Genomic DNA, 24,888 nt, shown 5'->3' on the forward strand with positions numbered 1-24,888 from the left:
AGGGGCCTCTTCGCCGGCAAGCCGGCTCCTACGGATTCAGGCCCTGGGCGGGGGCGGCAGGCTCAGGCGAAAACGCGCGCCGCCCAGGGGCGAGGCTTCCACGGTCAGGGTGCCGTCCTGGGCTTCCAGGGCCCGGCGGCTGATGGCCAGGCCCAGGCCGAAGCCGCCGGTGGCGCGGTCGCGGCTGCGGTCCAGGCGGTAGAACGGCTCGAACACCCGCTCGCGCTCGTCGTCGGGAATGCCGATGCCGTCATCGTCGACCCAGATCTCGCAGCCGTCGTCGCTGACCAGCACCCCCACCTGGATGCGCTTCTCGCAATAACGGGTGGCATTGCGCAGCAGGTTCTGCAAGGCCCGGGCGGTCAGCCGTGGGTCCAGGGTGAAACGTTCCAAGGCACCGTGCAGCAGGACGTCGATGACGATATCCGACTCCAGCTCATCGTCGACACTGCCCAGGATGCTGTCGATGAACTCGTCCAGGGACACCTCGATCTGCTCCGGCAGGCACGCCGGGTTCTGCAGGCGGCTGTAGGACAGCAGCTCCAGTACCAGTTCATCCAGTTCGCGAATGTGCGCCACCAACCCTTGCAGGCGCTCGCGGCTGGCCGCCGGCAAATCGTCGGAGAGCGCCAGGGCCAGGCCGAAATCCAGCCGGGTCAGGGGCGTGCGCAGTTCGTGGGACACCGCGTTGAGCAGGTCACGCTGCTGGTTCAGGAGTTTTTCGATATCCCCGGCCATGGTGTCGAAGACATTGGCCAGGCTGCCGATGTTGGAACTGGCGGGCAGCTGGGTGCGCTCGCCCAGATGGCCCTTGCCGAAGCGTTCGGCGGTGCGCTTGAGGCGCTCCAGGTCACGCCAGTGCGGGCGCACCCAGAGCAGCAGGCAGGCCAGCAGCACGGCGACGATCAGGACATTGATGCTCCAGTACAGCAGGTTGACGTCCAGCGGGTCCGGCGGCACCACCAGCTTCACCGCCAGTTGCTCATCCAGCGGCGACACCGCCAGGGTGCGCCAGCCCCAATCGCCCAGGCGCACCACTTTCTCGCCGCGTTGCAGGCGCTCGCGCTCGTAATCGCTGAAATCCGGGTCGTCGATGCGCACCAGGGCCACCTGCAGCGGGTGGAACTCCTCGTCCATCTCCTTGACCAGGGTCGGCCACTGCTGCGCCGGCAAGGCGCGGAACTGCTTGACGATCAGGCTCTGCAGGCCCCGGGACTGGTCCAGGTTGTAGTCCAGGAAACGCTCGTGGAAAACCTTGATCACCAGGTCCGGGATCAGGTAGATCGCGGCGCTGAAGGCAATGATGGTGATCAGGTACAGACGGACCAGGATGCGCAGCATGGAATCAGCATTCCCACTCGGAACGGCTGAACAGGTAACCCTTGCCCCACACGGTCTTGATCTTGCGCGCCTCGCCGGCGTGATCGTCGAACTTGCGCCGCAGCTTGGAGATCGCCACGTCCACCGAACGATCGGTGCCGTTGAATTCGATGCCCCGCAGGCGCTGCAGGATCTGGTCGCGGCTCAGCACTTCACCGGCATGCCGGGCCAGCACCACCAGCAGGTTGTACTCGCCGCTGGACAGCTCCACCAACTGCTCGCGCCAGGTCACGGTGCGCTCCGACAGGTCGATGCACAGGTTGCCCATGAGGATCTGGTCGCTGGCGCTCTGCGGCTCGCTGAGGCTGCTGCGGCGCAACAGGGTACGGACCCGGGCCAGTAGCACTCGCGGTTCGCAAGGTTTTGTCACATAGTCGTCGGCGCCCATTTCCAGACCCAGCACCTGATCATGGCTATCATCCCGCGCGGTCAGCATCAGGATCGGCAGGGTCGCCGAGTCGGCGCGCAACAGGCGGCAGACTTGCAGGCCATCCAGGCCCGGCAGCATCAGGTCGAGGATCACCAGGTCCGGGGGGCTGGCCTTGGCCCGCTCCCGCACCTGGTCACCACGGCTGATCACGCTGACCTGATAGCCATTGCGTTCCAGGTAGCTGGCGATCAGTTCGGACAGCGCGGTGTCGTCTTCGACAAGAAGAATATTGGGCATGGAGAGCGATCTTTATTGAAGAAATACAGAATACCGGCGTTCTTTATAAGGCACCGGGCAAAACCAGCAAGGCGCCAAGGATATACAACCCTGGCCGCACCGGTGCGCAGGCTTCACACTTTTTCACACAGCACCTACACAGCTTCACAGCGGGCCTTGACCCATGCCCTTAGCATGCCGAGGTCATTATTGGGGTATCAGCATGTCGAATAAACTCTTTGCGCCATTCTGCCTGGTCGTTCTGGCAGCGGCGCTGAGCGCGTGTGGCAAGACCGAAGGCGAGCAGACGCCGCCACCGGCCAAGGTACGGATCGAAACCGTACAGAGCCAGGCCCTGTCCATCACCAGCGAACTGAGCGGGCGCATCGCCGCGCCACGGATCGCCGAAGTCCGCGCCCGGGTGGCCGGGGTGGTGCTGCAACGGACCTTCCGCGAAGGCTCCGACGTCAAGCAGGGCGAGGTCTTGTTCCGCATCGACCCGGCCCCGTTCAAGGCTGACCTGGACAGCGCCCAGGCCAGCCTGCGCAAGGCCGAGGCCACCGCCTTCCAGGCGCAGTTGCAGGAGCAGCGCTATTCCAAGCTGGTCGCCGACCAGGCCATCAGCGGCCAGGAATACGACAATGCCCGGGCTGCGGCACGCCAGGCCAGCGCCGACGTCGCCGCCAACCAGGCCGCGGTGCAGCGGGCCAAGCTCAACCTCGGCTATGCCACCGTCACCGCGCCGATTTCCGGCCGGGTCGGCCGCGCCCTGGTCACCGAAGGCGCGCTGGTGGGCCAGAACGAGACCACGCCGCTGGCGCTGATCCAGCAACTGGACCCGATCCACGCCGACCTGACCCAGTCCACCCGTGAACTCAACGACCTGCGCCGGGCCTTCCGCGCCGGCCAGTTGCAGCAGGTGGGCAAGGACCAGGCCAAGGCGACCCTGATCCAGGACGACGGCAGCCTCTACCCGCTGCCGGGCAAGCTGTTGTTCGCCGATATCAGCGTTGACCCGAGTACCGGGCAGATCATCCTGCGCAGCGAGTTCCCCAACCCGGACCTCGACCTGCTGCCCGGCAGTTTCGTGCGCGTGCGCCTGGAACAGGCGGTCAACCAGCAAGGCATCAGCGTGCCGCAGCGGGCCATCCAGCGCGACAGCGCCGGCATCGCCCAGGTGCTGCTGGTGGATGCGCAAAACAACGTGGTGCAGCACCCGGTGCAACTGGGTGGAGTGCAGAACGATCGCTGGATTGTCACCGAGGGCCTCAAGCCCGGTGACCGGGTGATTGTCGAAGGCCTGCAACACGCCCGCCCCGGCGAGCCGGTGGAAATCGACGCCAGCCCCCTTGCGCACGTCCAGAACCCTGGCCAGTAGGTAGTACACATGCCGCAATTCTTTATTGACCGCCCGGTATTCGCCTGGGTGGTCGCCTTCTTCATCCTGTTGGCCGGTGCCCTGGCGATCCCCCAACTGCCGGTGGCGCAATACCCCACCGTGGCCCCGCCGCAGATCGAGATCTACGCCGCCTACCCGGGCGCCTCGGCACAGACCCTGGACGAATCGGTGGTCAGCCTGATCGAGCAGGAGCTCAACGGTGCCGACCACCTGCTGTACTTCTCGTCCCAGAGCAGCCTCGGCAGCGCCACCATCACCGCCACCTTCCAGCCGGGTACCAACCCGGAACTGGCCCAGGTGGACGTGCAGAACCGTCTCAAGGCAGTGGAACCGCGCCTGCCCCAGGCGGTGACCCAGCAGGGCCTGCAGGTGGAGAAAGTCTCCGCCGGCTTCCTCTTGCTGATCACCCTGACCTCCAGTGACGGCCGCCTGAACGATGTCGCCCTCAGCGACTACCTGGCGCGCAACGTGATGAACGAGATCCGCCGCCTCGATGGCGTCGGCAAGGCCCAGTTGTACGGTGCCGAGCGGGCCATGCGGATCTGGCTCGACCCGCAGAAACTGATCGGTTTCAACCTGACCCCGGCCGACGTCAACGCCGCGGTGGCGGCGCAGAACGCCCAGGTTCCGGCCGGCAGCATCGGCGACCTGCCCAACCCCGCCAGCCAGGAAATCACCGCGACCATCCTGGTCAAGGGCCAGCTTTCCAGCCCTGAAGAGTTTGCCGATATCGTCCTGCGGGCCAACCCCGACGGCTCCACGGTACGCATCGGCGATGTGGCCCGGGTGGAAGTCGGCAGCCAGGAATACCAGTACGGCACCCGCCTGAACGGCAAGCCGTCCACCGCGGTGGGCGTGCAGTTGTCCCCCGGGGCCAACGCGTTGAATACCGCGACCCTGATCCGCGCCAAGATGGACGAGCTGTCGCGCTATTTCCCGGCCGGCGTGGAATACAAGATCCCCTACGACACCTCGCCCTTCGTCAAGGTCTCGATCACCAAGGTGCTCTACACCCTGGCCGAAGCCATGGTGCTGGTGTTCCTGGTGATGTTCCTGTTCCTGCAGAACATCCGCTACACCCTGATCCCCACCCTGGTGGTGCCCGTGGCCCTGATGGGCACCTTCGCCACCATGCTGGCCCTGGGGTTCTCGATCAACGTGCTAACCATGTTCGGCATGGTGCTGGCCATCGGCATCCTGGTGGACGATGCCATCGTGGTGGTGGAGAACGTCGAGCGGATCATGGCCTCCGAAGGCCTGTCGCCCAAGGAAGCCACGCGCAAGGCGATGCAGCAGATCACCGGGGCCATCATCGGCATCACCCTGGTGCTGGTAGCGGTGTTCATCCCCATGGCCTTCATGCCCGGCTCGGTGGGGGTGATCTACCAGCAGTTCTCGCTGTCCATGGCCACCTCGATCCTGTTCTCGGCGTTCCTCGCCCTGACCCTGACCCCGGCCCTGTGCGCCACCCTGCTCAAGCCCATCGCGGCGGGCGAACACCATGAACGCACGGGGTTCTTCGGCTGGTTCAACCGGCGCTTCGAACGCCTGAGCGACAGCTATCAGGGCGGCGTGACCTATGCGCTCAAGCGTACCGGCCGCTACCTGCTGATCTACCTGGCGCTGCTGGCGATCATGGCGCTGCTGTTCAGCCGCCTGCCCTCCTCCTTCCTGCCCGTGGAGGACCAGGGCTACACCATCACCGACATCCAGCTGCCACCTGGTGCCAGCCAGAACCGCACGATCAAGGTGGTGGAGCAGATCGAAGCGCACAACGCCAGCGAACCGGGAGTCGGCGACAGCACCATCATTCTCGGCTTCAGCTTCTCGGGTAACGGGCAGAACGCCGCGCTGGCCTTCACCACGCTCAAGGACTGGTCGCAACGGGGCAGCGAGGATTCGGCGATGTCCATCGCCGACCGCGCCAACGCCGCCCTCGGCGCGATCAAGGATGCTGTGGTGTACGCCGTGCTGCCGCCGCCGATCGATGGCCTGGGCACCTCCAGCGGCTTTGAGTTCCGCCTGCAGGACCGTGGCGGCGTCGGCCACGCGGCCCTGATGCAGGCTCGGGACGAGCTGCTCAAGGCCACGGAAAAGAGCCCGATCCTGGCCAACGTCCGGGAAAGTGCCCTGGCCGAAGCGCCGCAGGTGCAACTGGAAGTCGACCGCAAGCAGGCCAACGCCCTGGGCGTGTCCTTTGCCGATATCGGCAGCCTGCTGTCCACCGCCCTGGGGTCGTCCTACGTCAACGACTTCCCCAACCAGGGGCGGATGCAGCGGGTGGTGATCCAGGCCGAAGGCGACCAGCGCAGCCAGGTCGAAGACTTGCTGCGCCTGAACGTGCGCAACAGCGCCGGCAAGATGGTGCCGCTGTCGGCCTTCGTCCGCGCCAGCTGGAGCCTGGGCCCTGCGCAACTGACCCGCTACAACGGCTACCCGGCCATTGCCGTCTCCGGCGAGCCGGCCCCTGGCCACAGTACCGGTGAAGCCATGCAGGAAATCGAACGGCTGGTGGCGCAGTTGCCCACCGGGCTGGGCCTGGAATGGACCGGCCTGTCACTCCAGGAACGGCTGTCCGGCAGCCAGGCGCCGATGCTGCTGGGCCTGTCGCTGCTGATCGTGTTCCTGTGCCTGGCGGCGCTCTACGAGAGCTGGTCGATTCCCACCTCGGTGCTGCTGGTGGTGCCCCTGGGGGTACTGGGCGCAGTGCTGGCGGTGAGCCTGCGCGGCATGCCCAACGACGTGTTCTTCAAGGTCGGCCTGATCACCATCATCGGCCTGTCAGCGAAGAACGCGATCCTGATCATCGAGTTCGCCAAGAGCCTGTACGACGAAGGCCATGATCTGATCGATGCCACGGTGCAGGCTGCACGCCTGCGCCTGCGCCCCATCGTCATGACCTCGCTGGCGTTCATCCTCGGCGTGGTGCCCCTGGCCATCGCCACCGGCGCCAGCTCCGCCAGCCAGCAGGCGATCGGTACCGGGGTGATCGGCGGCATGATCACCGCAACCCTGGCAGTGATCTTCGTGCCGGTGTTCTTCGTGGTGGTGATGAAACTGGTGAAACGCGGTTCGTCCAAGGACTGACATCGCTGCATGGGGCCCCGGTTCCGGGGCTCCTTCTTCTCTTGCCCCCTCTTCTCGTCTCAGGCCGCCATGGCCGGGCATACCCGTGCCTGTGGGCAATCCAGGGCGAAAGGCCCGGGAAAGGCCGCAGCGGATTTGCCCGGTGGATTGCCCGCCAGCAGCGCCGGAGCCTTGGCCGCCTGGCTGTGATGGGCGATCTGGTGATTGCATTCGATGGCCCGCGCCAATGCTCCGGCCGAGCCCTGGCCCAGCCCCAGCAGGCTGGTGCCATTGGTGAAGAACGCGAGGAAGGCGGTGATCATCAGACGGCGCCCTTTCATGGCCGTCTCCCCGCTTCGGCATGGAGTACCGGGCTCTGGCCGCTTGCCGCGCCGGAATCAATCAACGCAGCGCTCGGCAGGCCCGCAGCCAGGCTGGCCCAGAGCATCAGAAGCAGATAAAGCCCCAGCGCCAGGTAGGCGCCGTGCTTGGCGGAACTGAGGATCGAACGGGCCATGGTGATCTCCTGAGGCGTTTTCGTGCCCAGAGGATCTATCAATCAAACGCCAGTAAAAAGACGTTTATATCCATAGCCATCATCAATTTTCTTGATGCTTTAAACTCGCGTCTCAGTCCTGCAACAGGCTGGTCAGACGCTCGCGGGAAGTCTCCGGCTCGCCTTCGACAGGCTGGGCAGAGGACAGGATGGGGGTGGAGTAGAGCAACAGCAGAACCACGGTCAGACGCATCACCATGCTATCGATCCTTGCTCGGGAAAGAGTCAATAATTCAGCGTCAAATTTAAACACATGGCTATATGACACTACCAAGCAAAATTTGCCTGGCGGGAAGAATAAGTCGCAAACAGGTGATGCAGGAGCGACATCACTGCTTCAGTGACTTCGCTCCTGCATACCTTGGGTTTGCTGCTTGCGGGGTGATCCGGAGCACTCATTGCTGGGCTTTGTGATCCAGGGCGGCGTAGAAGTTGGCGCTTTGTTGCAGGTACTTCTGGGTGTAGGTGTTGGTGCTGGATTTCTTCTGGCTGATTTCCACGCTGGCGCTGGCAGGCAGTGCCACGGTGGCGGAAATGGCGGAGGCTGCGATCACGGAGAAGAGATTGAAGTTCATGGCGGTAACCCTCGTATTCAGTTGGCTTGCTTGCCCGTGTGGGCCGTGAAGCAAACTTACTCCCGAGGGTTGGCGGGAAAAAATTCTTTGCGGCAGTAGCCATTATCAGCGTCGTTAATAGAAGGAGTCAGGCCCCGGATGCCGGGGCCTGCGGTCTATTGACGCACCAGGAATTTGATATCGCTGGGGGAATCGAACGGCAGTTTCTGCACGGTCTTGCCCAGGAAACCGGTCTTGGCGTCGCGCTCGATCACCACGATCTCGTTGCTTTTCTGGTTGCCGATCAGCACATAGCGGTTGCTCGGGTCGAGGCTGAACTCCCGTGGGTGATCGCCTTCCACCGAACGCCGCTGGATTTCCTTGAGCTGGCCATTGGCCGGGTCGATGGCAAACACCAGCAACTGGTTGGCGGTGCCCCGGTTGCTGACATACAGGTACTGGCCGTCCTTGGAAGCATGCAAGGCCGCGGCGGCCTTTTTCTCCTTGGAGCCGTTGGCCGCCAGGTCGAGCATCTGACGCTGAGTCAGCTTGCCGTCCTGGTAGTCGAACACCGCCAGTTGAGCGCTCATTTCCATGGTCAGGTAGGCATGCTTGCCATCGGCGCTGAACAGCAGGTGCCGCGGGCCGCTGCCCGGCGGCAGCTGGACGAAGGCCGGGTCGGCCGGGCTCAGCGGGTGTTCCGCATTGGCCTTGGGGTCATAGCGATAGACGAAGATCTTGTCCGCACCCAGGTCGTTGGCGAACAGGAACTTGCCGTCCGGGGACGGCACCGACGAATGCACGTGGGCCGATTGTTGGCGCTCGGGGTCGACCCGGCTGGCCGGATGACTGGTGAGCTGCACCACCGGCGACAGATGACCGTCATCGCTGACCGGCACCACCGCCAGGCTGCCGCCCGGATCCACATCCACCGAATAGTTGCTGACGAACAGGTAGTTGCCGTCGGCACTCAGGCTGGAATGGGTGGGCTCGTTACCCTGGCTCTGCACCTGGTTGATCAGGCTCAGTTGATGGGTTTTCGGCGCCAGGCTGTAGCTGCTGACACGACCGATGGGGTCGGCCTGCCCCGGGCTGTTCTCATTCACCGCGAAGACGAACTTGAGGTCCTTGGACAAGGTCAGCCAGGACGGGTTGGAGCTCTTCACCACCTGCAGCGGCTTGGGGTCGATTTGGCCGGTGCGCTCATTGAATTGCAGGCGGTACAGACCCTGGCTCTGGCCCTGGGTATAGGACCCCACCAGCAGCTCATGGGTTTCGGTGGCCGGCGCGGCCTGGACCGCCATGGCACCGACACTGCCGGCCATCAACAGGGGCCAGAAATTACGCATCTTCATGTTCACCTTCCTCTTCGTCGCGGGCACTGAACGCGCTCATGCACACCAGGCGGTGCTCACCGGAGTCGCCTGCCAGGGTCCAGCTCTGCAAGTCCTGGTCGAAGGTCGCGGCCTGGACCTGGGCCAGGGTAAAGCTCCAGCGCTTGGCCGCGCGGCCGTCCATGCACTCGATCAGCAGGCGCTGCTCGTCGAGGGTGAAATCGAAAGCGTGCAGGCCGTCGATTTCCAGCATGTCGCAGGCTTCAAGGGCGCAGATCAAGGTGTCGGTAGCAGCGGTCATAGCGATCAGTCATCAGATGGAAAGGCGCAATGATAGCTGATTGGCGCTGCCGGGTTGGGCCAGCATTGCGCCGCGCAAGCGACTGCCCCGGATACATCCTCCGACAGGCACTGCCGGGGCCGCCCGGTTCTTCAGCACCACCCGCTTTCCCCTCGGAACACCGGGCATGAAAAAGCCGCACCCGAGGGTGCGGCTGAGTACTCATGCAACGGGATCAGTGGGCGAACAGCGAGTTGCCCTTCTGCCCCGCGAGCTTCTCCGGCTTGATCAGGAACCGCGCCAGGGCCGGCAGCAGCCACAGGGCACCGAACATGTTCCACAGCAGCATGAAGGTCAGCATCAGGCCCATGTCGGCCTGGAACTTGATGGCCGAGAAGATCCAGGTGCACACGCCGATGGCCAGGCACAGGCCGGTGAACAGCACGGCCTTGCCGGTGGAGCGCAGGGTCTGGTAGTAGGCCTCCTGCAGCGGCAGGCCGGCCCGCAGGAAGCTCTCCAGGCGGCTGTAGATATAGATGCCGTAGTCCACGCCGATGCCCACCCCCAGCGCCACCACCGGCAGGGTCGCCACCTTGACCCCGATGCCCATGAAGGCCATCAGCGCGTTGCCCAGCACCGACGTCAGCACCAGTGGCAGGACGATGCACAGGGTCGCCGCCCAGGAGCGGAAGGTGATCATGCACATGCCGGCCACGCAGATGTAGACCAGGATCAGGATGGTCAGCTCGGACTCCTTGATCACCTCGTTGGTCGCGGCCTCGATCCCGGCGTTGCCGGCAGCGAGAATGAACTCCAGGCCGTCCTTGTTGTGCTGCGTGGCGAACTCCTGCACCGCATGCACCGCACGGTCCAGGGTCGCGGCCTTGTGGTCGTTGAGGAACACCAGCACCGGCGCCAGGGAGCAGTTGTTGTTGTACAGACCGTCGGCCCGGGCAATGGAGTTGTTCAGCACGTCAGGGTTGCGCGACAGGGTTTCCCACTTCAGGTTGCCCTCGTTCATGCCCTTGATCATCTGCTTGGAGACGGTCACCAGGGAAATCGCCGACTGCACTCCCTCGGTGTTCTGCATCTTCCACATCAACTCGTCGATCGGCGCCATGGCCTCATAGCGCGAGCAGCCTTCGGCCGCGGTCTTGACCATCACCACCAGCACGTCGGAACTGGTGGAGTAGTTGCTGATGATGAAGTTGTTGTCCTTGTTGTAGCGCGAATCGGGACGCAGCTCCGGGGCGCCCTGGTCGAGGTCGCCGATCTTCAGGTTCTGGCTGTACCAGAGGCCGCCGGCAAAGGCCACCAGGGCCAGGGCGATGGAAATCGGCGCGACTTTGGGGCTGGCGAAGTTAGACAGCAGGCGCCAGAACGGATGCTCGCGGGAAGCGTCCTTCTTGCTGCGCTCGATGGCGCGCTTGCTGATGCCGACGTAGGAAATCGCCACCGGCAGCAGGATCAGGTTGGTGAACACGATCACCGCCACACCGATGGAGGCACCGATGGCCAGCTCGCGGATCACCCCGATATCGATGATCAGCAAGGTGATGAAGCCCACGGCGTCGGCGAGGATCGCAATCATCCCCGGCAGGAACAGCTGGCGGAAGGTGCGCCGCGCCGCGGTCAGGGCGTTGTCGGCATCACTGGACTGCAAGGCGATGCCGTTGATCTTCTGCACCCCGTGGGAAATGCCGATAGCGAAGATCAGGAACGGCACCAGCATTGAATACGGGTCCAGGCCAAAACCGAAGGCGTGCATCAGGCCCAGTTGCCAGACCACCGCCACCAGGGTGGTGATCAATACCGCGATGGTGCTGCGGATGCACCAGGTGAACCAGTACAGCAGCACCAGGGTGATGATGAAGGCCACGCCGAAGAACATCACCACCATGATCAGGCCGTCGATCAGGTCGCCGACCTTCTTGGCGAAGCCGACGATGTGGATCTTCACATTGGGGTTCTGCGCCTCGAACTTGTCGCGGATCTTCTCTTCCAACTGGTGGGAGAATTTCTGGTAGTCCAGGGCTAGCAGCTTGCCCTGGTCCTGCGGGTCCGGGTAGGACTCCAGCAGCGGGATATCGACGATGCTGGACTTGAAGTCGTTGGCCACCAGGCGCCCGACCTGGCCGGACTTGAGCACGTTGTTGCGCAGCTGTTCGAGGCTGTCGGCCGAACCGTTGTAGCTCTGGGGAATCACCTCGCCGCCGGCGAAGCCCTCTTCGGTCACTTCGGTCCAGCGCACGCTGGGGCTCCACAGCGACTTGAGCCCGGAGCGATCGACGCCGGAGATGTAGAACACCTCGTCGTTGATCTGCCGCAGGGTTTCCATGTAGTCCTTGGTGAAGATGTCGCCGTCGCGGGCCTCCACCGAGATGCGCACGGTGTTGCCCAGGTTGGCCAGGTCGTTGCGGTGCTCCATCATCCGCTCGATGAATGGGTGCTTGAGCGGGATCATCTTCTCGAAGCTGGTGGACGGCCGGATCAGGGTCGCCTGCCAGAACAGGAAAGCGCTGACCAGCAAGCAGATGAAGATCACTGCCGGGCGGTTATTGAAAATCAGGCGCTCAAGAAAGTTCGCCTTGTCCTGGTGATGACTGCTCATGGAATTCCCCACCTTCTTATTATGTGCCCGGCTTATTGGCCGAGTTCAGCGCCCGTTGCTGCAGAAACCCGTACACCGCCCTGCCCGGCCAGGATCAGGTCGCCGTTGCCGGCAGCGGTGACCGCCGACAGCGAGATGCGGTCCGCACGGTTGAATACGCTGAAGGTCTGGCCGTGGTCGGTGCTGCGGATCACGCTGCCGCCGTTGCCGACGATCACCAGCGAGCCATCGTCCAGCAGGGTCGCCCCCGACAGGCCGAACTCCAGGGCGCCACGGGCGGCGTTCAACTCCACCTGTTCCCAGGTGCTGCCGAAATCCGTGGAGCGGTAGAGATTGCCGCGCAGGCCATAGACCAGCAGAGTGGCCGGCTGGCCGGTGCCGATCACGCCGAACAAGGAGCCTTCATAGGGGCCTTCGAGGCGCTCCCAGGTCTGCCCGTCATCGGCGGAGCGGAACATGCTGCCCTGCTCGCCGACAATGAACAGCCCGGAATCCTTGACCTGGGCAATGGCGTTGAGGTGGAACTGGTCCTCGTTGTCGAGGCGGTCGCTGACGTCCTCCCAATGCTGGCCGCCATCGCTGGTTTCCAGCAGGGCCCCGTAGGCGCCCACGGCGTAGCCGGTCTGGGTGTCCTTGAACCATACATCGAGCAAGGGCGCCTCGCGCTTGAGGTCCTGGAACTGCCGGGTCCAGGTGGCACCGCCGTCGCTGCTGGCCAGGAGCTGGGCATCGTGGCCCACCGCCCAGCCGCGCTTATCATCGACGAAGTACACCGCCGTCAGCAGTTGCCGGGTCGGCACCTTGGCCTGGACCCAGGTCTGGCCCTGGTCGTCGGAATAGAGAATGTGCCCGCGATCGCCCACCGCCACCAGGCGCTTGCCGGCGTGGACCACATCGAGCATCAGGCTTTTCGCCGCCTTGGGCGATTCGATGGAATAGACAGAATCCGCTGCAGTGGCAGCGGCCAGGACTGGCGTCGACAGCGTCACGACGCCCAACAGCGAGAGCGCTGTAGCCAACAGTGCGAACGTGCGCAGCGCCGGCGGGCGGCCAACAACCACACCCATGACAGGCTCACTCATAGACCATTCCCCCATTATTATTGTCAGGTCATTCAACCTCTCAGGGCGCCTTGAGGGGGCTGCGCAGGCCTGGGCGATCATGACGATCGTCCTGGAAACTGCAATCTAGAGCCCCTTCGGCTGCGGGCTATCCTATCGGGCTTTGGAAAGGTCTGACAATCGACGCCACGTTATCTTTTGTTAACCATCAGCCCCTGCCAAAACCCTGCATGATCGGCCATTCGCAAGACTGATGGATGTGTCTAGGCCGCGTCTGCGCGACAGTGGGACAAAGCCTGATCCAGGACAGGGGCCGACACTCCCCGGCCGGGGCTATGATGAGCCGGACAGACTTCAGGACAGAGCCATGATTGCCATACGCGAGGCGTGGAAAGCCGGATTGCTGGGACGTGCGCACTGGGGCCGCAACCTGGTGTCCGGGGTGATTGTCGCAGTGGTGGCGCTGCCCCTGGCCATGGCCTTCGCCATCGCCTCCGGGGTCAAGCCCGAACAGGGCATCTACACCGCCATCGTCGGCGGCCTGCTGGTGTCGCTGTTCGGCGGCAGCCGGGTGCAGATCGCCGGGCCCACCGGGGCCTTTATCGTGATCCTTGCCGGGGTCACCGCCCAATACGGAGTGGATGGCCTGCAACTGGCGACCCTGATGGCCGGGCTGATCCTGTTCCTGCTGGGCATCAGCCGCCTGGGTGCCCTGATCAAGTTCATCCCGGACCCGGTGATCCTGGGCTTCACCGCCGGTATCGGGGTAATCATCTGGGTCAGCCAGTGGAAGGATTTCTTCGGCCTGCCCGCGGTCAGCGGCGAGCACTTTCATCAGAAACTCTGGCACCTGCTGCAAGCCCTGCCCCAACTGCACCTGAGCACCACCCTGCTGGCCCTGCTGAGCCTGGCGCTGCTGCTATGGGTGCCGCGCATCCCCCAGCTCAAGCGCCTGCCGGCCCCCCTGCTGGCCATGACCCTGGCCACGGCCTTGCAGTCGCTGTTCCAGTTCCAGGGCGTGGCCACCATTGGCAGTGCCTTCGGCGGCATTCCCCAGGGCTTGCCGGCGTTGCAGTTTCCAGAGGTCAGCCTGCCGCGGATCCTGGACCTGATCGGCCCGGCTTTCGCCATCGCCATGCTCGGGGCCATCGAATCGCTGCTGTCGGCGGTGGTGGCCGATGGCATGGCTGGCACCCGCCATGACTCCAACCAGGAACTGATGGGCCAGGGCATCGCCAACCTGGTCACCCCGCTGTTCGGCGGTTTCGCCGCCACCGGCGCCATTGCCCGTACCGCCACCAATATCCGCAACGGCGGCAGCAGCCCGCTGGCGGGTATCGTCCATGCCCTGGTGCTGCTGCTGATCATCCTGTTCCTGGCGCCGCTGGCAGCGAACATTCCGCTGTGCGCCCTGGCGGCGATCCTGTTCGTGGTGGCCTACAACATGAGCGAGCTGCACCACTTCAAGCGCATGCTGCAACGGGCCCCCCGGGCCGATGTGGCGATCCTGCTGTGCACCTTTGTGCTGACCGTGTTCAGCGACCTGGTGATCGCGGTGAACATCGGCGTGGTCCTGGCCATGCTGCATTTTCTGCGGCGCATGGCCTCCTCGGTGGAAGTGCAACAAGTGGTGGAACAGGATCTGCAGCAGGAACTGCACCACAGTGGCCAGCAGCACCTGCCACCGGGCGTGCTGATCTACACCATCGAAGGGCCGTTGTTCTTTGGCGCCGCGGAGACCTTCGAACGGGCCCTGGCCCAGACCCACAGCGACCCGCAGGTGCTGATCATCCGCCTCAAGCATGTGCCGTTCATGGACATTACCGGGCTGCAGACCCTGGAAGAAGTGATAGGCCAGCTGCACAAGCGCGCGATTGTGGTGAAGCTGTGCGAAGCCAACCTCAAGGTGCACGGCAAGCTGGAGCGGGTCGGCATCCTGCACGCCATCGGCGCGCAGAACTATCACCGCGACTTGAGCGAAGCGCTACAGAGCCAAATCCCCCCTGCCTCCCCACCACCACCGCTCGCGTAGGAGCTGGCTTGCCAGCGAAGGCAATGCCGAGGGCCGTACAAGCCTTGAGGGCCTCTTCGCCGGCAAGCCGGCTCCTACGGGGGGATATGCGGTGGCTTGGGTCCGTAGGAGCTGGCTTGCCAGCGAAGGCGATGCCGGGGGCGATACAAGCCTCAGGCGAGGCTTTTGCTCACCACCTCGAACACATCGCTGGACAGCTCGCCGGAGGCGCGGATGCGCTCCAGTTCGCCTTTCATCAGTGCCTGGCGGGCACTGTCGTATTTGCGCCAGCGGGTCAGCGGCGCCAGTTGCCGCGAGGCAATCTGCGGGTTGAAGCCGTTGAGCTGGATCACCAGGTCCGCCAGGAAGCGATAGCCCGAACCATCGGCGGCGTGGAAGTTGATCAGGTTCTGCCCGGCAAACGCCCCCACCAGCGCCCGCACCTTGTTCGGGTTCTTGATGTTGAACGCCGGGTGCTGCATCAGTGCCTTGACCCGCTCCAGGCCACCGGGCAACGGGCTGCCGGCCTGCACGCTGAACCACTGGTCCATGACCAGGGCGTTGTCCTTGAAGTTCTCGGCGAATACTTCTAGGGCCTTGGCCTTCTCGGCCTCGAACGGCGAGTTGACCAGCACTGCCAGGGCGGTCAGGCGCTCGGTCATGTTGTCGGCGCTGTCGAACTGTTCGATGGCCGCAGCCAGTACCTCGGGCTTGTGGGTCAGCATCAGGTACGACAGGGCGATGTTCTGCAGCGCGCGACGGGCAAAATGCTCGGACTCGGCCACGTAGGCGGTGGCCTTGGACACCTGCCGATTGGCCTGATAGCGCTTCCACAGGGCATCGAACAGACTGTCAGCCAGTTGCTGACGGGCAAACTCGCGAGCCGCGTGGATCGCCTCGACATCCGCCACTTCGCTGATCTCGGTGAGGTAGGCCTCGCCCGGCAGGGACAGCATTTCGGCGACCATGGCCTGATCCAGGCTGTCATCGGCGAGCACAGTGCCCAGGGCAGCCACCAGACGTTCGTCCATCACCAGCGCCCGGCCCTGTTGGTGCTGGGCGATCAGTTCCTGCAACACCTGCACCGACAATTGCTGGCCGGCGTCCCAGCGGTTGAAACCGTCGCTGTCGTGCTGCATGAGGAACATCAGCTGGTCACGGTTGTAGGGGAAGCTCAGCTTCACCGGAGCCGAGAAACCCCGCAGCAGCGAGGGCAGCGGGTGTTCGGCGATGTCGACGAAGGTAAAGGTCTGCTCGGCCTCGGTCACCGACAACACGCGGGACGAGCCCTGGGCGGCGGCTTCACCAGCCAGGCGCAAGGCCATGTCGGCACCGGTGCTATCGAGCAGGCCCAGGGCCACCGGAATCACGAACGGCAGTTTCTCGACCTTGTCCGGGGTTTGCGGGCAGCTCTGGCGGAAGGTCAGGCTGTAGGTTTTCGCCGCTGCGTCGTAGGACTCGCTGACCGCCAGCCGCGGCGTACCGGCCTGGCTGTACCAGCGCTTGAACTGGGTCAGATCGACGCCGTTGGCGTCTTCCATGGCCTTGACGAAGTCGTCGCAGGTCACGGCCTGGCCGTCATGGCGCTCAAAGTACAGGTCGCTGCCCTTGCGGAAGCCTTCGGCGCCGAGCAAGGTGTGGATCATGCCGACAACTTCCGAACCCTTTTCGTACACGGTCAGGGTGTAGAAGTTGGAGATCTCGATAAAGCTTTCCGGACGCACGGCGTGGGCCATGGGGCCGGCGTCTTCGGCGAACTGGTGGGTCCGCAGGTACGCCACGTCCTGGATGCGCTTGACCGTGGCCGAGTTCATGTCCGCGGAGAAACCGGCGTCGCGGAACACTGTGAAACCTTCCTTGAGCGACAGCTGGAACCAGTCGCGGCAGGTCACCCGGTTGCCCGACCAGTTATGGAAGTATTCGTGGGCAACGATGGCCTCGACCCGCTGGTGCGCGGCGTCGGTGGCGGTTTCGGCACGGGCCAGCACGGCGCTGGAGTTGAAGATGTTCAGGCCCTTGTTTTCCATGGCGCCCATGTTGAAGTCGTTGACCGCGACGATCATGAAGATGTCCAGGTCGTACTCGCGGCCATAGGTCTCTTCGTCCCAGCGCATGGACTTCTTGAGGCTGTTCATCGCGTGCTGGCACTTGTCGATGTTTTCCGGCTCGACATAGATGCGCAGCGCCACGTCGCGACCGCTCTGGGTGCGGAAGCTGTCTTCCACGCACCACAGGTCTCCGGCCACCAGGGCGAACAGGTAGGCCGGTTTCATGAACGGGTCTTCCCAGGTCGCCCAGTGCCGGCCGTCTTCTCCCGGGCCGCTGGCGATCGGGTTGCCGTTGGACAGCAGCACCGGGTAGCTGTGCTGCTCGGCGACCACGGTGGTGGTGAACTTGCTCATCACGTCCGGGCGGTCGAGGTAATAGGTGATCTTGCGAAAGCCCTCGGCCTCGCACTGGGTGCAGAACATGCCACTGGACTTGTACAGGCCTTCCAGGGCGGTGTTGCTTTCCGGGTGGATCTTCACGCTGGTGTCCAGGGTGAAGCTGGCGCTGGTGGGGTGCAGGGTCAGGTGGCTGTCGTCCAGCTGGTAGTCGCTGGCACTCAGGGCCTGATCGGACAGGCTCACCGACAGCAGTTCCAGTTGCTGGCCGTCCAGCACCAGGGGCGGCAGGCCGGCGCCCCGGGCCGGGTTGCGACGCATCACCAGCTGCGCATGGACCAGGCTGTGGTCCTCGAACAACTCGAAGGTCAGGTGGGTCTCGTCGATCAGGTACTCGGGGGCCTGATAGTCCTTCAGGTAGATCATCTTCGGTTGGTCGGTGCGCATGGCGAATTCCTTCTACTGATGCACGGCGAGCTGGTACGCCGTGTATTTGCGAATGTTGATCACGCCGGTGTCGAAGATCAGGTACTGGCCCTTGATCCCCAGCAACGTGCCTTCGGCGATCGGATTCTTGTCCAGGTTGAAGCTGACGATCTTGGTCGGGTACTCCACGACCGGATAGCGGATTTCCAGAGGCTCGATATCGGTCACCGGCTGGATCGCCTGCAGGCCAAAACGCTCCTGCAGGGCCAACAGGCCCTCGGCGCAGGCGGCGAACAGCTGCTCGCGCACTGCCACCAGGTCCACCGCCTGGGCATCACCCTTGAGCAAGGCGCGCCAGTTGGTCTTGTCGGCCACCTGGGAACGGAACAGGTCTTCGACGAAGCCCGATTGCTGGCGGGTCGCCACGCGCATGATCGGCAGCGCCTGGCTGGCCCCCTGGTCGAGCCAGCGGGTCGGCAGTTGGGTGGCGCGGGTGATGCCGACCTTGATCCCCGACGAGTTGGCCAGGTAGACCACGTGGTCGGTCATGCAGAACTGCTCGCCCCATGACGGATCGCGGCAAGTACCGGCGTCGTAGTGGCAGCGTTCCGGGCTCATGATGCAGATATCGCACTGGGCCAGCTTGGTCATGCACGGATAGCAGTAGCCCTGGCTGAAGCTGGTCTTGGTCTTGCGCCCGCAATGGCTGCAATGGATCGCACCCAGGTATTCCAGGCGCACTGTGGTGCCGATCAAGGGGTTGACCGGTACCTCGCTGTCGCCCAGGCGAAAAGCGTATTCAACGTTCGACCCGTCAAGGCGCGCCGACATTTTACTGATGGAACCGCGGCCAATCTCGATCAATGGATGGCATCCGACTTGAACAGGATGTTCGGCACCGGCGCCGACTTCGAGGCGCATTCCTGCGGGCCCATGTAGCCGGTACGTTGATCCTCGGGCAGATTTTGCATTTCCCAGGCGATCATCGCCTGCAGGGACAGTTCACGCTGTTCGGCGGTGAGCTTGCGGCCATCGGACCATTTGCCGATCTCTACCGCCAGTTTCAGGCTCTGGTAGATCTCGGGGGTGATGTTTTCGATCATTTCAACAAAGGACGACATACAAGACTCCAGCGTTTAAAGGGCCCGTCGGCGGCTGTACAAGCCGCCCAACAGGCCGGTGAGGCATCCGATAAGCAACCCGCCAACGTGGGCGGCGTTGGCGATTTCACCGAAACCGATCATCGAGACCAGCCCGGACAGGCACAGCAGCAGCCACACCAGCATCATCACCAGCACGCCCCGGGGCAGGCGGTAGATGGGGTTGGGGGCCAGCAATTGATAGATCCAGCAATGTCCGAGCAGGCCGTAGAGCACCCCGGACAGGCCGCCGAACAGGGTCGGCCCGCTGAAGTAGTACTGCGCGTAATTCGACACCAGGCTGAACAGCAGGGTCAGGCCCAGCAGGTTGATGCCGCCCTGGCGCATTTCGATGCGCCGCCCCAGCTCCCAGTACCACATGCCGTTCATGGCGATATGCAGGAAGCCGAAGTGGATCAGCATCGGCGTCACCAGGCGCCACCACTGCCCCGCTGCCAGGCTGTCGGCCAGGGAGCTGAACTGGATGTAGTCGCCAACCACGCGGAACTCGAGGAAGGTGAACCAGCTCAGGGTCTGCAGGTTGTCGCCGAGCAAGGTGATACCGCATACCGCCAGGCTCAAGAGCAGGATCAGCGCGGTGACCGGGCTGCTGCGCAGTTGCTGGACGAAGCCGGCGCGCGCCGGGGCACTGGCCTGGGGAATGTCCAGTTGCTGATCGGGGTCGCCCTGGGGAAAGCGCTGGTACAGGCCACGCACGTCCTCGCTGATGGATTCCGGCACCCAGAGCACCTGCTCCCCCGCCTCCTCGCTGACCCGGTGAGGCACCTGCATGCGTTGCAGCAGCTTGACGAAGCCGCTCAGGTCCGTCGCCAGGGGCAGGCGCAATACCGCTACCGCACTCATCGCACTACCTCGGGCCGTTCAACGTCGACCCAGACAAATTTATTCGGATCCAGGCGGGTTTCCTGGTCCAGCCGATACGCGGCGAGCTTGCCGTAGAGCACCGCGCTGTAGTCCAGGCACGCCAGGTTGGGACGGATCGGCGCCGGCTTGCCGCTGCGCCAGTAGTGCCCGACGAACAGCATCGGCTCCTCGGCGCCATAACGCAGCAGGCTGTTCTTCTCGGCCGGGGACAACGGCGTGCGGGCCACAGGCTCGGGCAAGGCGTCGGGCTGGAACACGATGTCGCCGTAGGTCTGCGGGTCGTCTTCCCAGAACTTGGTACGGAAGAAGGCGCGGGTCAGGCCGTCGCCGCTGGTCATGGTCAGGCCATGGGGCAGGCGCATGTCGGTGCCCCGCAGCAAACGGTCGAAGGCGGTACAGGCAAAGCTGTCGGGAACGGCCGCGGACTGCAGGAACTCGCGGTCGATGCAGCCGTTGGGGTACTGCTGGCGCAGCGGCGCGATCAGGCCCGCATCCCAGCAGGCGTGCACCACGCGAAAGCGCCCGGCGTCGACGAACAGCGGCAACTCATAGAACCACTGCAGGAAATCGTGCCAGTCACCCGGGTGCTGTTCGAACTGGGTCAGGGTCTCGTGGATCAGCCGGGCATGGCGCGGGGTGTGCTCGCGCACGAACTGCTTGCCGCTGCCTTCGGCCGCCGGAGTGCTCCAGCCCAGGGCATTGAACTCGTGGTTGCCCATGATGCACAGGGCCTGACCGGCCTCGACCATGTCGTGGACAATGTGCAGGGACTCACGGATACGCGGGCCGCGGTCGATGATATCGCCGAGGAACACTGCCATGCGCGACGGGTGCCGCCAGACGCCGGCCTGCTTGTGATAACCGAGCCGATCCAGCAAGTGCTCCAGGGTCAGGGCGCAACCGTGCACGTCACCGATCAGGTCGTAGCTACGCGCGGGATCGAGCATCAGTCGCCTCCACCGCCCAGCCGGCTGCCCCAGCCGAGTTTGGTCCGGCAGACCTCGTAGTAGTTGTGGTCCAGCGGGTGGATCAGGCGCAGTTTCTGCGCCTTCTTGCTGACCGTGATGGTGTCGCCCGGGGCACAGGTGAAATGGTTCTGCCCGTCACAGGAAACTTGCGGATAGATCTGCATATCTTTGGACACGACGATTTTCAGCTCGCTGTTGCCATCGACCACGATCGGTCTTCCCGACAAGGTATGGGGGTACATCGGCACAATCACAATGGCATCCAGCTTGGGATGCATGATCGGCCCGCCGGCGGACAGGGCGTAGGCCGTGGAACCGGTGGGTGTGGCGACGATCAGGCCGTCGGCCTTCTGGCTGCAGACGAACTGGCCGTCGATGTAGATCTCGAACTCGATCATCCGCGTCGACTTGCCCGGGTGCAGCACCACATCGTTCAGCGCATCGCCCTGGCCGATGGCCTCGGCATGGCGGCGCACCTCGGCCTGCAGCAGGAAGCGGTTCTCTACCAGGTAGTGGCCGTCCAGCACCTCGGCGACCTTGACCTCCAGCTCGTCGGGGCGGATGTCGGTGAGAAAGCCCAGGCTGCCGCGGTTGATCCCCAGCACCGGGATGTTGTGCCGCGCCAGGGCCCGGGCGGCGCCCAGCAGGCTGCCGTCGCCACCGACCACGATGACCATGTCGCAGACCTCGCCCAGCAACTTGCGCGAGGAAGTCTGCAGGCCGTGGCCGGGCAGCACTTCGGCGATGGTGTCCTCAAGGATCACGTGCAGGTGCCGCGCCAGCAGAAACTTTTTCAGTCGGCGAACTGTGTCCAGCACCTGGGAACTGCCCAGGCGACCGATAATGCCGATATTGCGAAATTGCTCCATGGGGCTCCTGCGGGGTTCGGGTACGGGCGAAACGGAGGATTATGGGCGAAACCCGGCGTTAGACAAAATCCTTTCAGCCACACGGGCTTAGCCAGCCCTGCCGCAACTGCGAGTGGCACGCATTTATCGCGATCGGCCCGGGTTTGCGTCTATGCTCGCAAGATGCTCCTGTTCCCTGATCTGCTCGGCCTTCCCCGCCAGTTGCGTCAACCTGAAGTCCGCGACCTCGCCTGGGTCATCCTCGCGCCGCCGATGCTCAGCCACACGCCCTGGCCACAGCGCCACCCGCTCGCCGGCAGCGACTGGGTCCAGGCGCCGCAACTGCTGGCCCACTGGCTGCGCTGCCAGGACCTGGACAGCCGCGCCCTGCGCCAGTGGCTGGCCGAGGGCCCGACCCGGCGCCTGGGCCTGTATTACGAACGCCTCTGGCAATTTGCCGTCCGCCACGCCCCCGGGGTCGAGCTGCTGGCGGCCAACCTGCCGATCCGCCGCGGCGGCCACACCCTGGGCGAACTGGACATGCTGCTGCGCGACCGTGACGGCGTGCACCACCTGGAACTGGCGATCAAGCTGTACCTGGGCCCCCAGGCCGGCAATGGCCAGGACAGCGCCCAATGGCTGGGCCCCGGCTGCCATGACCGCCTGGACCGCAAGCTGGCGCACCTGGATGGGCACCAACTGCCGATTTCCGCCCGGGACGAAAGCCGCGAAGCCCTGGCGGCACTGGATATCCACCAGTTCAGCGCGCACCTGTGGCTGGGGGGCTACCTGCTGTACCCCTGGCCGGGTCGCGCCGAACCGCCCCAGGGCGCCCACCCGCAACACCTGTGCGGGCGCTGGCTGCATCAGCGCGACTGGCCGGCATTTTTCGCCCAGAGCGCCCCGGGGCGCTGGCAGCCCCTGCCCCGCCACGCCTGGCTGGCGCCGGCCCACTACCCGGCCGAGCAGGCCTGGACCGCCACGCAACTGCAGCAATGGCTGGCGGAACTTGCCCCCCAGGCCCCGGCGCAGTTGCTGGTACGCCTGGAGCAAACCCCTGAAGGCGGCTGGGAAGAAGCCGAACGCCTGTTCCTGGTGGCCGATCTCTGGCCCCACGTCCCCCCGCAGCCCTCCTGACAATCTGCCGCAGGAGCGGGCTTGCCGGCGAAGGCGACCCTATGGGCACCACAGGACTCAAGGGCCTGTTCGCCGGCAAGCCGGCGCCTACATCAGAGACAGGCGCAGCGCCAGCGCCGCCAGGGTCGCCAGCAACACCGGCAGCGTCAGCACGATGCCAACCCGGAAGTAGTACCCCCAGCCAATGTGAATACCCTTGCGCTCCAGTACATGCAGCCAGAGCAGGGTCGCCAGGCTGCCGATGGGGGTGATCTTCGGCCCCAGGTCGCTGCCGATGACGTTGGCGTAGATCATCGCGTCCTTGACCACCCCCGTGGCCTGGCTGGCATCGATGGACAAGGCGCCGATCAGCACTGTCGGCAGATTGTTCATCAGCGATGACAAGCCCGCCGTGAGCAACCCGGTGCCCAGGGCCGCGCCCCAGATCCCGCCGCCGGCAAAGGCATCCAGCCAGCCGGCCAGGTACGCCGTGAGCCCGGCATTGCGCAGGCCGTACACCACCAGGTACATGCCCAGGGAAAAAATCACGATCTGCCAGGGCGCTTCCCTGAGCACCTTGCGCGTGGAGATCCGGTGCCCGCGGGCGGCAATCGCCAGCAGCAGCGCCGCGCACATCGCGGAAATAGCGCTGATGGGAATGCCCAGCGGCTCCAGGGCAAAACAGCCCAGCAGCAGGATCAGCAACACCCACCAGCCGGCCATGAAGGTCGCCCGGTCATGGATGGCGCTGGCGGGCTCGGCCAGTTGTCGGGGGTCGTAATCCAGCGGGATATCGCGGCGGAAGAACCACAGCAGCACCACCAGGGTGGCGGCCACGCTCACCAGGTTGACCGGCAGCATCACCAGCGCATAACGGTTGAAGCCAATCTTGAAGAAGTCCGCGGAGACGATGTTCACCAGGTTCGAAACCACCAGCGGCAGGCTCGCGGTGTCGGCAATGAACCCCGCGCCCATGACAAAGGCCAGGGTCGTGGCCGGTGAAAAGCGCAAGGCCAGGAGCATGGAAATGACGATGGGGGTCAGGATCAGCGCGGCGCCGTCATTGGCGAACAGCGCCGAGACCAGCGCCCCCAGCAATACCATGAAGGCAAACAGCCGCCTGCCCCGCCCTCGCCCCCAGCGCGCCACATGCAGCGCGGCCCAGGCAAAGAACCCGGCCTCGTCCAGCAGCAGGCTGATGATGATCAGCGCGACAAAGGTACCGGTGGCATTCCAGATGATCTGCCAGACCACCGGGATATCCGCCCATTGCACCACCCCGAACAACAGCGCCAGGGTTGCGCCGAACACGGCGCTCCAGCCAACGCCCAGGCCCTTGGGCTGCCAGATCACCAAGGTAATGGTCAGCAGGAAAATCGATACGGCAATCAACATGAGAGAGGGTCTTGAGTATGCAGGAGCCGGCTTGCCGGCGAAGGCGCCCCACGGGACTCAAGGGCCTCTTCGCCGGCAAGCCGGCTCCTGCGACAGCAGGGAATGGTGGGGAATCAGGCCTTGCGTTGCTGCTCGACCCACTGCCCGTAGGCGTTGATGAAGCCCTGCAGGAACGGCCGGGTTGCTTCGGACAGTTTGCCGGCCTCGTCGAATGCCGAGCCAGCGCCACCCAGGTAGGCCTCGGGCTGCTGCATGCAGGGCACATTGAGGAACACCAGGGACTGGCGCAGGTGGTGGTTGGCGCCAAAACCGCCAATGGCCCCCGGAGAAACGCTGATCACCGCCCCCGGCTTGCCGCTCCAGGCACTTTTACCGTAGGGCCGCGAGCCGACGTCGATGGCATTTTTCAGCGCCGCCGGTACCGAGCGGTTGTATTCCGGGGTAACGAACAGCACCGCGTCGGCGCCGCTGATCTGTTCGCGAAAACGGGTGTAGGCCGCCGGTGGCGTGGCATCGATGTCTTCGTTGTAGAGCGGCAGGTCACCGATCTCGACGATGTCCAGCTGGAGGCTGGCAGGTGCCAGCTCGGCCAGGGCCAGGGCGACCTTGCGGTTCAGGGACTGCTTTCTCAGGCTGCCGACCAGTACTGCGACCTTGTAGACATTGCTCATGGGAGTTTCCAACCGTTGGCGTAAAGAAGGTGTTAGTTATAGATGACCCGAGGTGATGTCTGCTACCCCACCCCGATAATTCCCAAGCCATGGCCTGTTGCCAGCGAGCCCGCGATAACGAGGCTGGCACCGGTAGCGGATTATTTTTTTCCCGGGGT

At 64.4% G+C, this 24,888-nt stretch carries 22 protein-coding genes; 4 read left to right on the forward strand and 18 right to left on the reverse strand.

The window, feature by feature from the left end:
- Positions 1–36: 36 nt before the first annotated feature.
- Both AC1RGE_RS06580 and AC1RGE_RS06585 read right to left on the reverse strand, forming a co-directional pair.
- The gene (locus AC1RGE_RS06580; RefSeq protein ID WP_011061551.1) at positions 37–1,341 is read right to left on the reverse strand and encodes an ATP-binding protein; all 1,305 of its coding nucleotides are present in this window, start codon (positions 1,339–1,341) and stop codon (positions 37–39) included.
- 4 nt (positions 1,342–1,345) lie between these two features.
- The gene (locus AC1RGE_RS06585; protein WP_011061552.1) at positions 1,346–2,047 is read right to left on the reverse strand and encodes a response regulator; all 702 of its coding nucleotides are present in this window, start codon (positions 2,045–2,047) and stop codon (positions 1,346–1,348) included.
- Positions 2,048–2,249: 202 nt separating this feature from the next.
- Between AC1RGE_RS06585 and AC1RGE_RS06590 the strand changes: the two genes are divergently transcribed.
- Both AC1RGE_RS06590 and AC1RGE_RS06595 read left to right on the forward strand, forming a co-directional pair.
- Positions 2,250–3,404 (forward strand): efflux RND transporter periplasmic adaptor subunit, encoded by a 1,155-nt coding sequence (locus AC1RGE_RS06590; protein ID WP_011061553.1) that lies wholly within the window; start codon positions 2,250–2,252, stop codon positions 3,402–3,404.
- Positions 3,405–3,413: 9 nt separating this feature from the next.
- Entirely contained in the window at positions 3,414–6,512 is a 3,099-nt protein-coding gene (locus tag AC1RGE_RS06595; protein ID WP_015635799.1) for a multidrug efflux RND transporter permease subunit, read from the forward strand.
- 59 nt (positions 6,513–6,571) lie between these two features.
- Here the strand turns inward: AC1RGE_RS06595 and AC1RGE_RS06600 are convergent, their stop codons facing one another.
- The 8 genes from AC1RGE_RS06600 to AC1RGE_RS06635 all read right to left on the reverse strand — a co-directional run bounded on the left by AC1RGE_RS06600 (position 6,572) and on the right by AC1RGE_RS06635 (position 12,908).
- A complete protein-coding gene (locus tag AC1RGE_RS06600) occupies positions 6,572–6,832 on the reverse strand; it encodes a hypothetical protein (protein WP_041118453.1) in 261 nt (86 codons plus the stop codon).
- Positions 6,829–7,008, reverse strand: a complete 180-nt coding sequence (locus AC1RGE_RS06605; RefSeq protein ID WP_368994843.1) for a hypothetical protein — start codon at positions 7,006–7,008, stop codon at positions 6,829–6,831. The genes AC1RGE_RS06600 and AC1RGE_RS06605 overlap by 4 nt, the downstream gene beginning before the upstream one ends.
- A 112-nt stretch (positions 7,009–7,120) precedes the next feature.
- A complete protein-coding gene (locus tag AC1RGE_RS06610; protein ID WP_015635802.1) occupies positions 7,121–7,246 on the reverse strand; it encodes a hypothetical protein in 126 nt (41 codons plus the stop codon).
- Positions 7,247–7,442: 196 nt separating this feature from the next.
- Positions 7,443–7,622, reverse strand: a complete 180-nt coding sequence (locus AC1RGE_RS06615; RefSeq protein ID WP_015635803.1) for a hypothetical protein — start codon at positions 7,620–7,622, stop codon at positions 7,443–7,445.
- Between the two features lie 155 nt (positions 7,623–7,777).
- On the reverse strand, positions 7,778–8,956 hold the full coding sequence (locus AC1RGE_RS06620; protein ID WP_019094608.1) for a lactonase family protein: 1,179 nt from the start codon (positions 8,954–8,956) through the stop codon (positions 7,778–7,780).
- Entirely contained in the window at positions 8,943–9,236 is a 294-nt protein-coding gene (locus AC1RGE_RS06625; RefSeq protein ID WP_011061560.1) for a DUF5629 family protein, read from the reverse strand. The genes AC1RGE_RS06620 and AC1RGE_RS06625 overlap by 14 nt, the downstream gene beginning before the upstream one ends.
- A 214-nt stretch (positions 9,237–9,450) precedes the next feature.
- Positions 9,451–11,826 (reverse strand): efflux RND transporter permease subunit, encoded by a 2,376-nt coding sequence (locus AC1RGE_RS06630; protein ID WP_011061561.1) that lies wholly within the window; start codon positions 11,824–11,826, stop codon positions 9,451–9,453.
- Positions 11,827–11,858: 32 nt separating this feature from the next.
- Positions 11,859–12,908: a WD40/YVTN/BNR-like repeat-containing protein gene (locus tag AC1RGE_RS06635; RefSeq protein ID WP_492583713.1), complete on the reverse strand. Its 1,050-nt coding sequence runs from the start codon at positions 12,906–12,908 to the stop codon at positions 11,859–11,861.
- 346 nt (positions 12,909–13,254) lie between these two features.
- On the opposite strand from AC1RGE_RS06635, the gene AC1RGE_RS06640 reads away from it, so the two are divergent.
- Positions 13,255–14,919, forward strand: a complete 1,665-nt coding sequence (locus tag AC1RGE_RS06640; RefSeq protein ID WP_492583715.1) for a SulP family inorganic anion transporter — start codon at positions 13,255–13,257, stop codon at positions 14,917–14,919.
- Between the two features lie 152 nt (positions 14,920–15,071).
- Here the strand turns inward: AC1RGE_RS06640 and pepN are convergent, their stop codons facing one another.
- Genes pepN through AC1RGE_RS06670 form a run of 6 tightly spaced genes read right to left on the reverse strand, consistent with a single transcriptional unit; the run spans position 15,072 to position 21,569 of the window.
- A complete protein-coding gene (gene pepN, locus AC1RGE_RS06645) occupies positions 15,072–17,729 on the reverse strand; it encodes an aminopeptidase N (protein WP_093403437.1) in 2,658 nt (885 codons plus the stop codon).
- A gap of 12 nt (positions 17,730–17,741) precedes the next feature.
- Complete coding sequence (locus AC1RGE_RS06650; RefSeq protein WP_019092921.1) at positions 17,742–18,572, reverse strand: DUF2797 domain-containing protein; 831 nt, start codon at positions 18,570–18,572, stop codon at positions 17,742–17,744.
- Positions 18,569–18,829 (reverse strand): YeaC family protein, encoded by a 261-nt coding sequence (locus tag AC1RGE_RS06655; protein ID WP_011061566.1) that lies wholly within the window; start codon positions 18,827–18,829, stop codon positions 18,569–18,571. The genes AC1RGE_RS06650 and AC1RGE_RS06655 overlap by 4 nt, the downstream gene beginning before the upstream one ends.
- A gap of 15 nt (positions 18,830–18,844) precedes the next feature.
- Positions 18,845–19,711, reverse strand: a complete 867-nt coding sequence (locus AC1RGE_RS06660) for a rhomboid family intramembrane serine protease (RefSeq protein WP_492583717.1) — start codon at positions 19,709–19,711, stop codon at positions 18,845–18,847.
- The gene (locus AC1RGE_RS06665; RefSeq protein WP_169891843.1) at positions 19,708–20,682 is read right to left on the reverse strand and encodes a metallophosphoesterase; all 975 of its coding nucleotides are present in this window, start codon (positions 20,680–20,682) and stop codon (positions 19,708–19,710) included. The genes AC1RGE_RS06660 and AC1RGE_RS06665 overlap by 4 nt, the downstream gene beginning before the upstream one ends.
- Positions 20,679–21,569 carry an NAD(+) kinase gene (locus AC1RGE_RS06670; protein WP_007920913.1) on the reverse strand — a complete coding sequence of 297 codons (891 nt, stop codon included), beginning with the start codon at positions 21,567–21,569 and terminating at the stop codon, positions 20,679–20,681. Before AC1RGE_RS06670 ends, AC1RGE_RS06665 begins: the two co-directional genes overlap by 4 nt.
- Positions 21,570–21,731: 162 nt before the next feature.
- Here AC1RGE_RS06670 and AC1RGE_RS06675 point away from each other — a divergent pair, with 162 nt between their 5' ends.
- The gene (locus AC1RGE_RS06675) at positions 21,732–22,685 is read left to right on the forward strand and encodes a DUF1853 family protein (protein WP_015635810.1); all 954 of its coding nucleotides are present in this window, start codon (positions 21,732–21,734) and stop codon (positions 22,683–22,685) included.
- 87 nt (positions 22,686–22,772) lie between these two features.
- Here AC1RGE_RS06675 and AC1RGE_RS06680 read toward each other — a convergent pair whose 3' ends face one another.
- The gene (locus tag AC1RGE_RS06680; RefSeq protein ID WP_077934208.1) at positions 22,773–24,059 is read right to left on the reverse strand and encodes an arsenic transporter; all 1,287 of its coding nucleotides are present in this window, start codon (positions 24,057–24,059) and stop codon (positions 22,773–22,775) included.
- Between the two features lie 113 nt (positions 24,060–24,172).
- A complete protein-coding gene (locus AC1RGE_RS06685; protein ID WP_011061571.1) occupies positions 24,173–24,730 on the reverse strand; it encodes an NADPH-dependent FMN reductase in 558 nt (185 codons plus the stop codon).
- Between the last annotated feature and the right edge of the window lie 158 nt (positions 24,731–24,888).

This window comes from Pseudomonas sp. GW823-FHT02C05, assembly GCF_058797595.1.

Excerpts from the sequence above, each read along its gene's own strand:
- AC1RGE_RS06615 (WP_015635803.1), bottom strand. The coding sequence starts at position 7,622 with ATGAACTTCAATCTCTTCTCCGTGATCGCAGCCTCCGCCATTTCCGCC.
- AC1RGE_RS06605 (WP_368994843.1), bottom strand. The coding sequence starts at position 7,008 with ATGGCCCGTTCGATCCTCAGTTCCGCCAAGCACGGCGCCTACCTGGCG.
- pepN (WP_093403437.1), bottom strand. The coding sequence starts at position 17,729 with ATGCGCACCGACCAACCGAAGATGATCTACCTGAAGGACTATCAGGCC.
- AC1RGE_RS06620 (WP_019094608.1), bottom strand. The coding sequence starts at position 8,956 with ATGAAGATGCGTAATTTCTGGCCCCTGTTGATGGCCGGCAGTGTCGGT.
- AC1RGE_RS06625 (WP_011061560.1), bottom strand. The coding sequence starts at position 9,236 with ATGACCGCTGCTACCGACACCTTGATCTGCGCCCTTGAAGCCTGCGAC.
- AC1RGE_RS06640 (WP_492583715.1), top strand. The coding sequence starts at position 13,255 with ATGATTGCCATACGCGAGGCGTGGAAAGCCGGATTGCTGGGACGTGCG.
- AC1RGE_RS06675 (WP_015635810.1), top strand. The coding sequence starts at position 21,732 with ATGCTCCTGTTCCCTGATCTGCTCGGCCTTCCCCGCCAGTTGCGTCAA.
- AC1RGE_RS06660 (WP_492583717.1), bottom strand. The coding sequence starts at position 19,711 with ATGAGTGCGGTAGCGGTATTGCGCCTGCCCCTGGCGACGGACCTGAGC.
- AC1RGE_RS06600 (WP_041118453.1), bottom strand. The coding sequence starts at position 6,832 with ATGAAAGGGCGCCGTCTGATGATCACCGCCTTCCTCGCGTTCTTCACC.
- AC1RGE_RS06580 (WP_011061551.1), bottom strand. The coding sequence starts at position 1,341 with ATGCTGCGCATCCTGGTCCGTCTGTACCTGATCACCATCATTGCCTTC.
- AC1RGE_RS06585 (WP_011061552.1), bottom strand. The coding sequence starts at position 2,047 with ATGCCCAATATTCTTCTTGTCGAAGACGACACCGCGCTGTCCGAACTG.
- AC1RGE_RS06590 (WP_011061553.1), top strand. The coding sequence starts at position 2,250 with ATGTCGAATAAACTCTTTGCGCCATTCTGCCTGGTCGTTCTGGCAGCG.
- AC1RGE_RS06635 (WP_492583713.1), bottom strand. The coding sequence starts at position 12,908 with ATGAGTGAGCCTGTCATGGGTGTGGTTGTTGGCCGCCCGCCGGCGCTG.
- AC1RGE_RS06610 (WP_015635802.1), bottom strand. The coding sequence starts at position 7,246 with ATGGTGATGCGTCTGACCGTGGTTCTGCTGTTGCTCTACTCCACCCCC.
- AC1RGE_RS06630 (WP_011061561.1), bottom strand. The coding sequence starts at position 11,826 with ATGAGCAGTCATCACCAGGACAAGGCGAACTTTCTTGAGCGCCTGATT.
- AC1RGE_RS06595 (WP_015635799.1), top strand. The coding sequence starts at position 3,414 with ATGCCGCAATTCTTTATTGACCGCCCGGTATTCGCCTGGGTGGTCGCC.
- AC1RGE_RS06670 (WP_007920913.1), bottom strand. The coding sequence starts at position 21,569 with ATGGAGCAATTTCGCAATATCGGCATTATCGGTCGCCTGGGCAGTTCC.
- AC1RGE_RS06655 (WP_011061566.1), bottom strand. The coding sequence starts at position 18,829 with ATGTCGTCCTTTGTTGAAATGATCGAAAACATCACCCCCGAGATCTAC.
- AC1RGE_RS06685 (WP_011061571.1), bottom strand. The coding sequence starts at position 24,730 with ATGAGCAATGTCTACAAGGTCGCAGTACTGGTCGGCAGCCTGAGAAAG.
- AC1RGE_RS06680 (WP_077934208.1), bottom strand. The coding sequence starts at position 24,059 with ATGTTGATTGCCGTATCGATTTTCCTGCTGACCATTACCTTGGTGATC.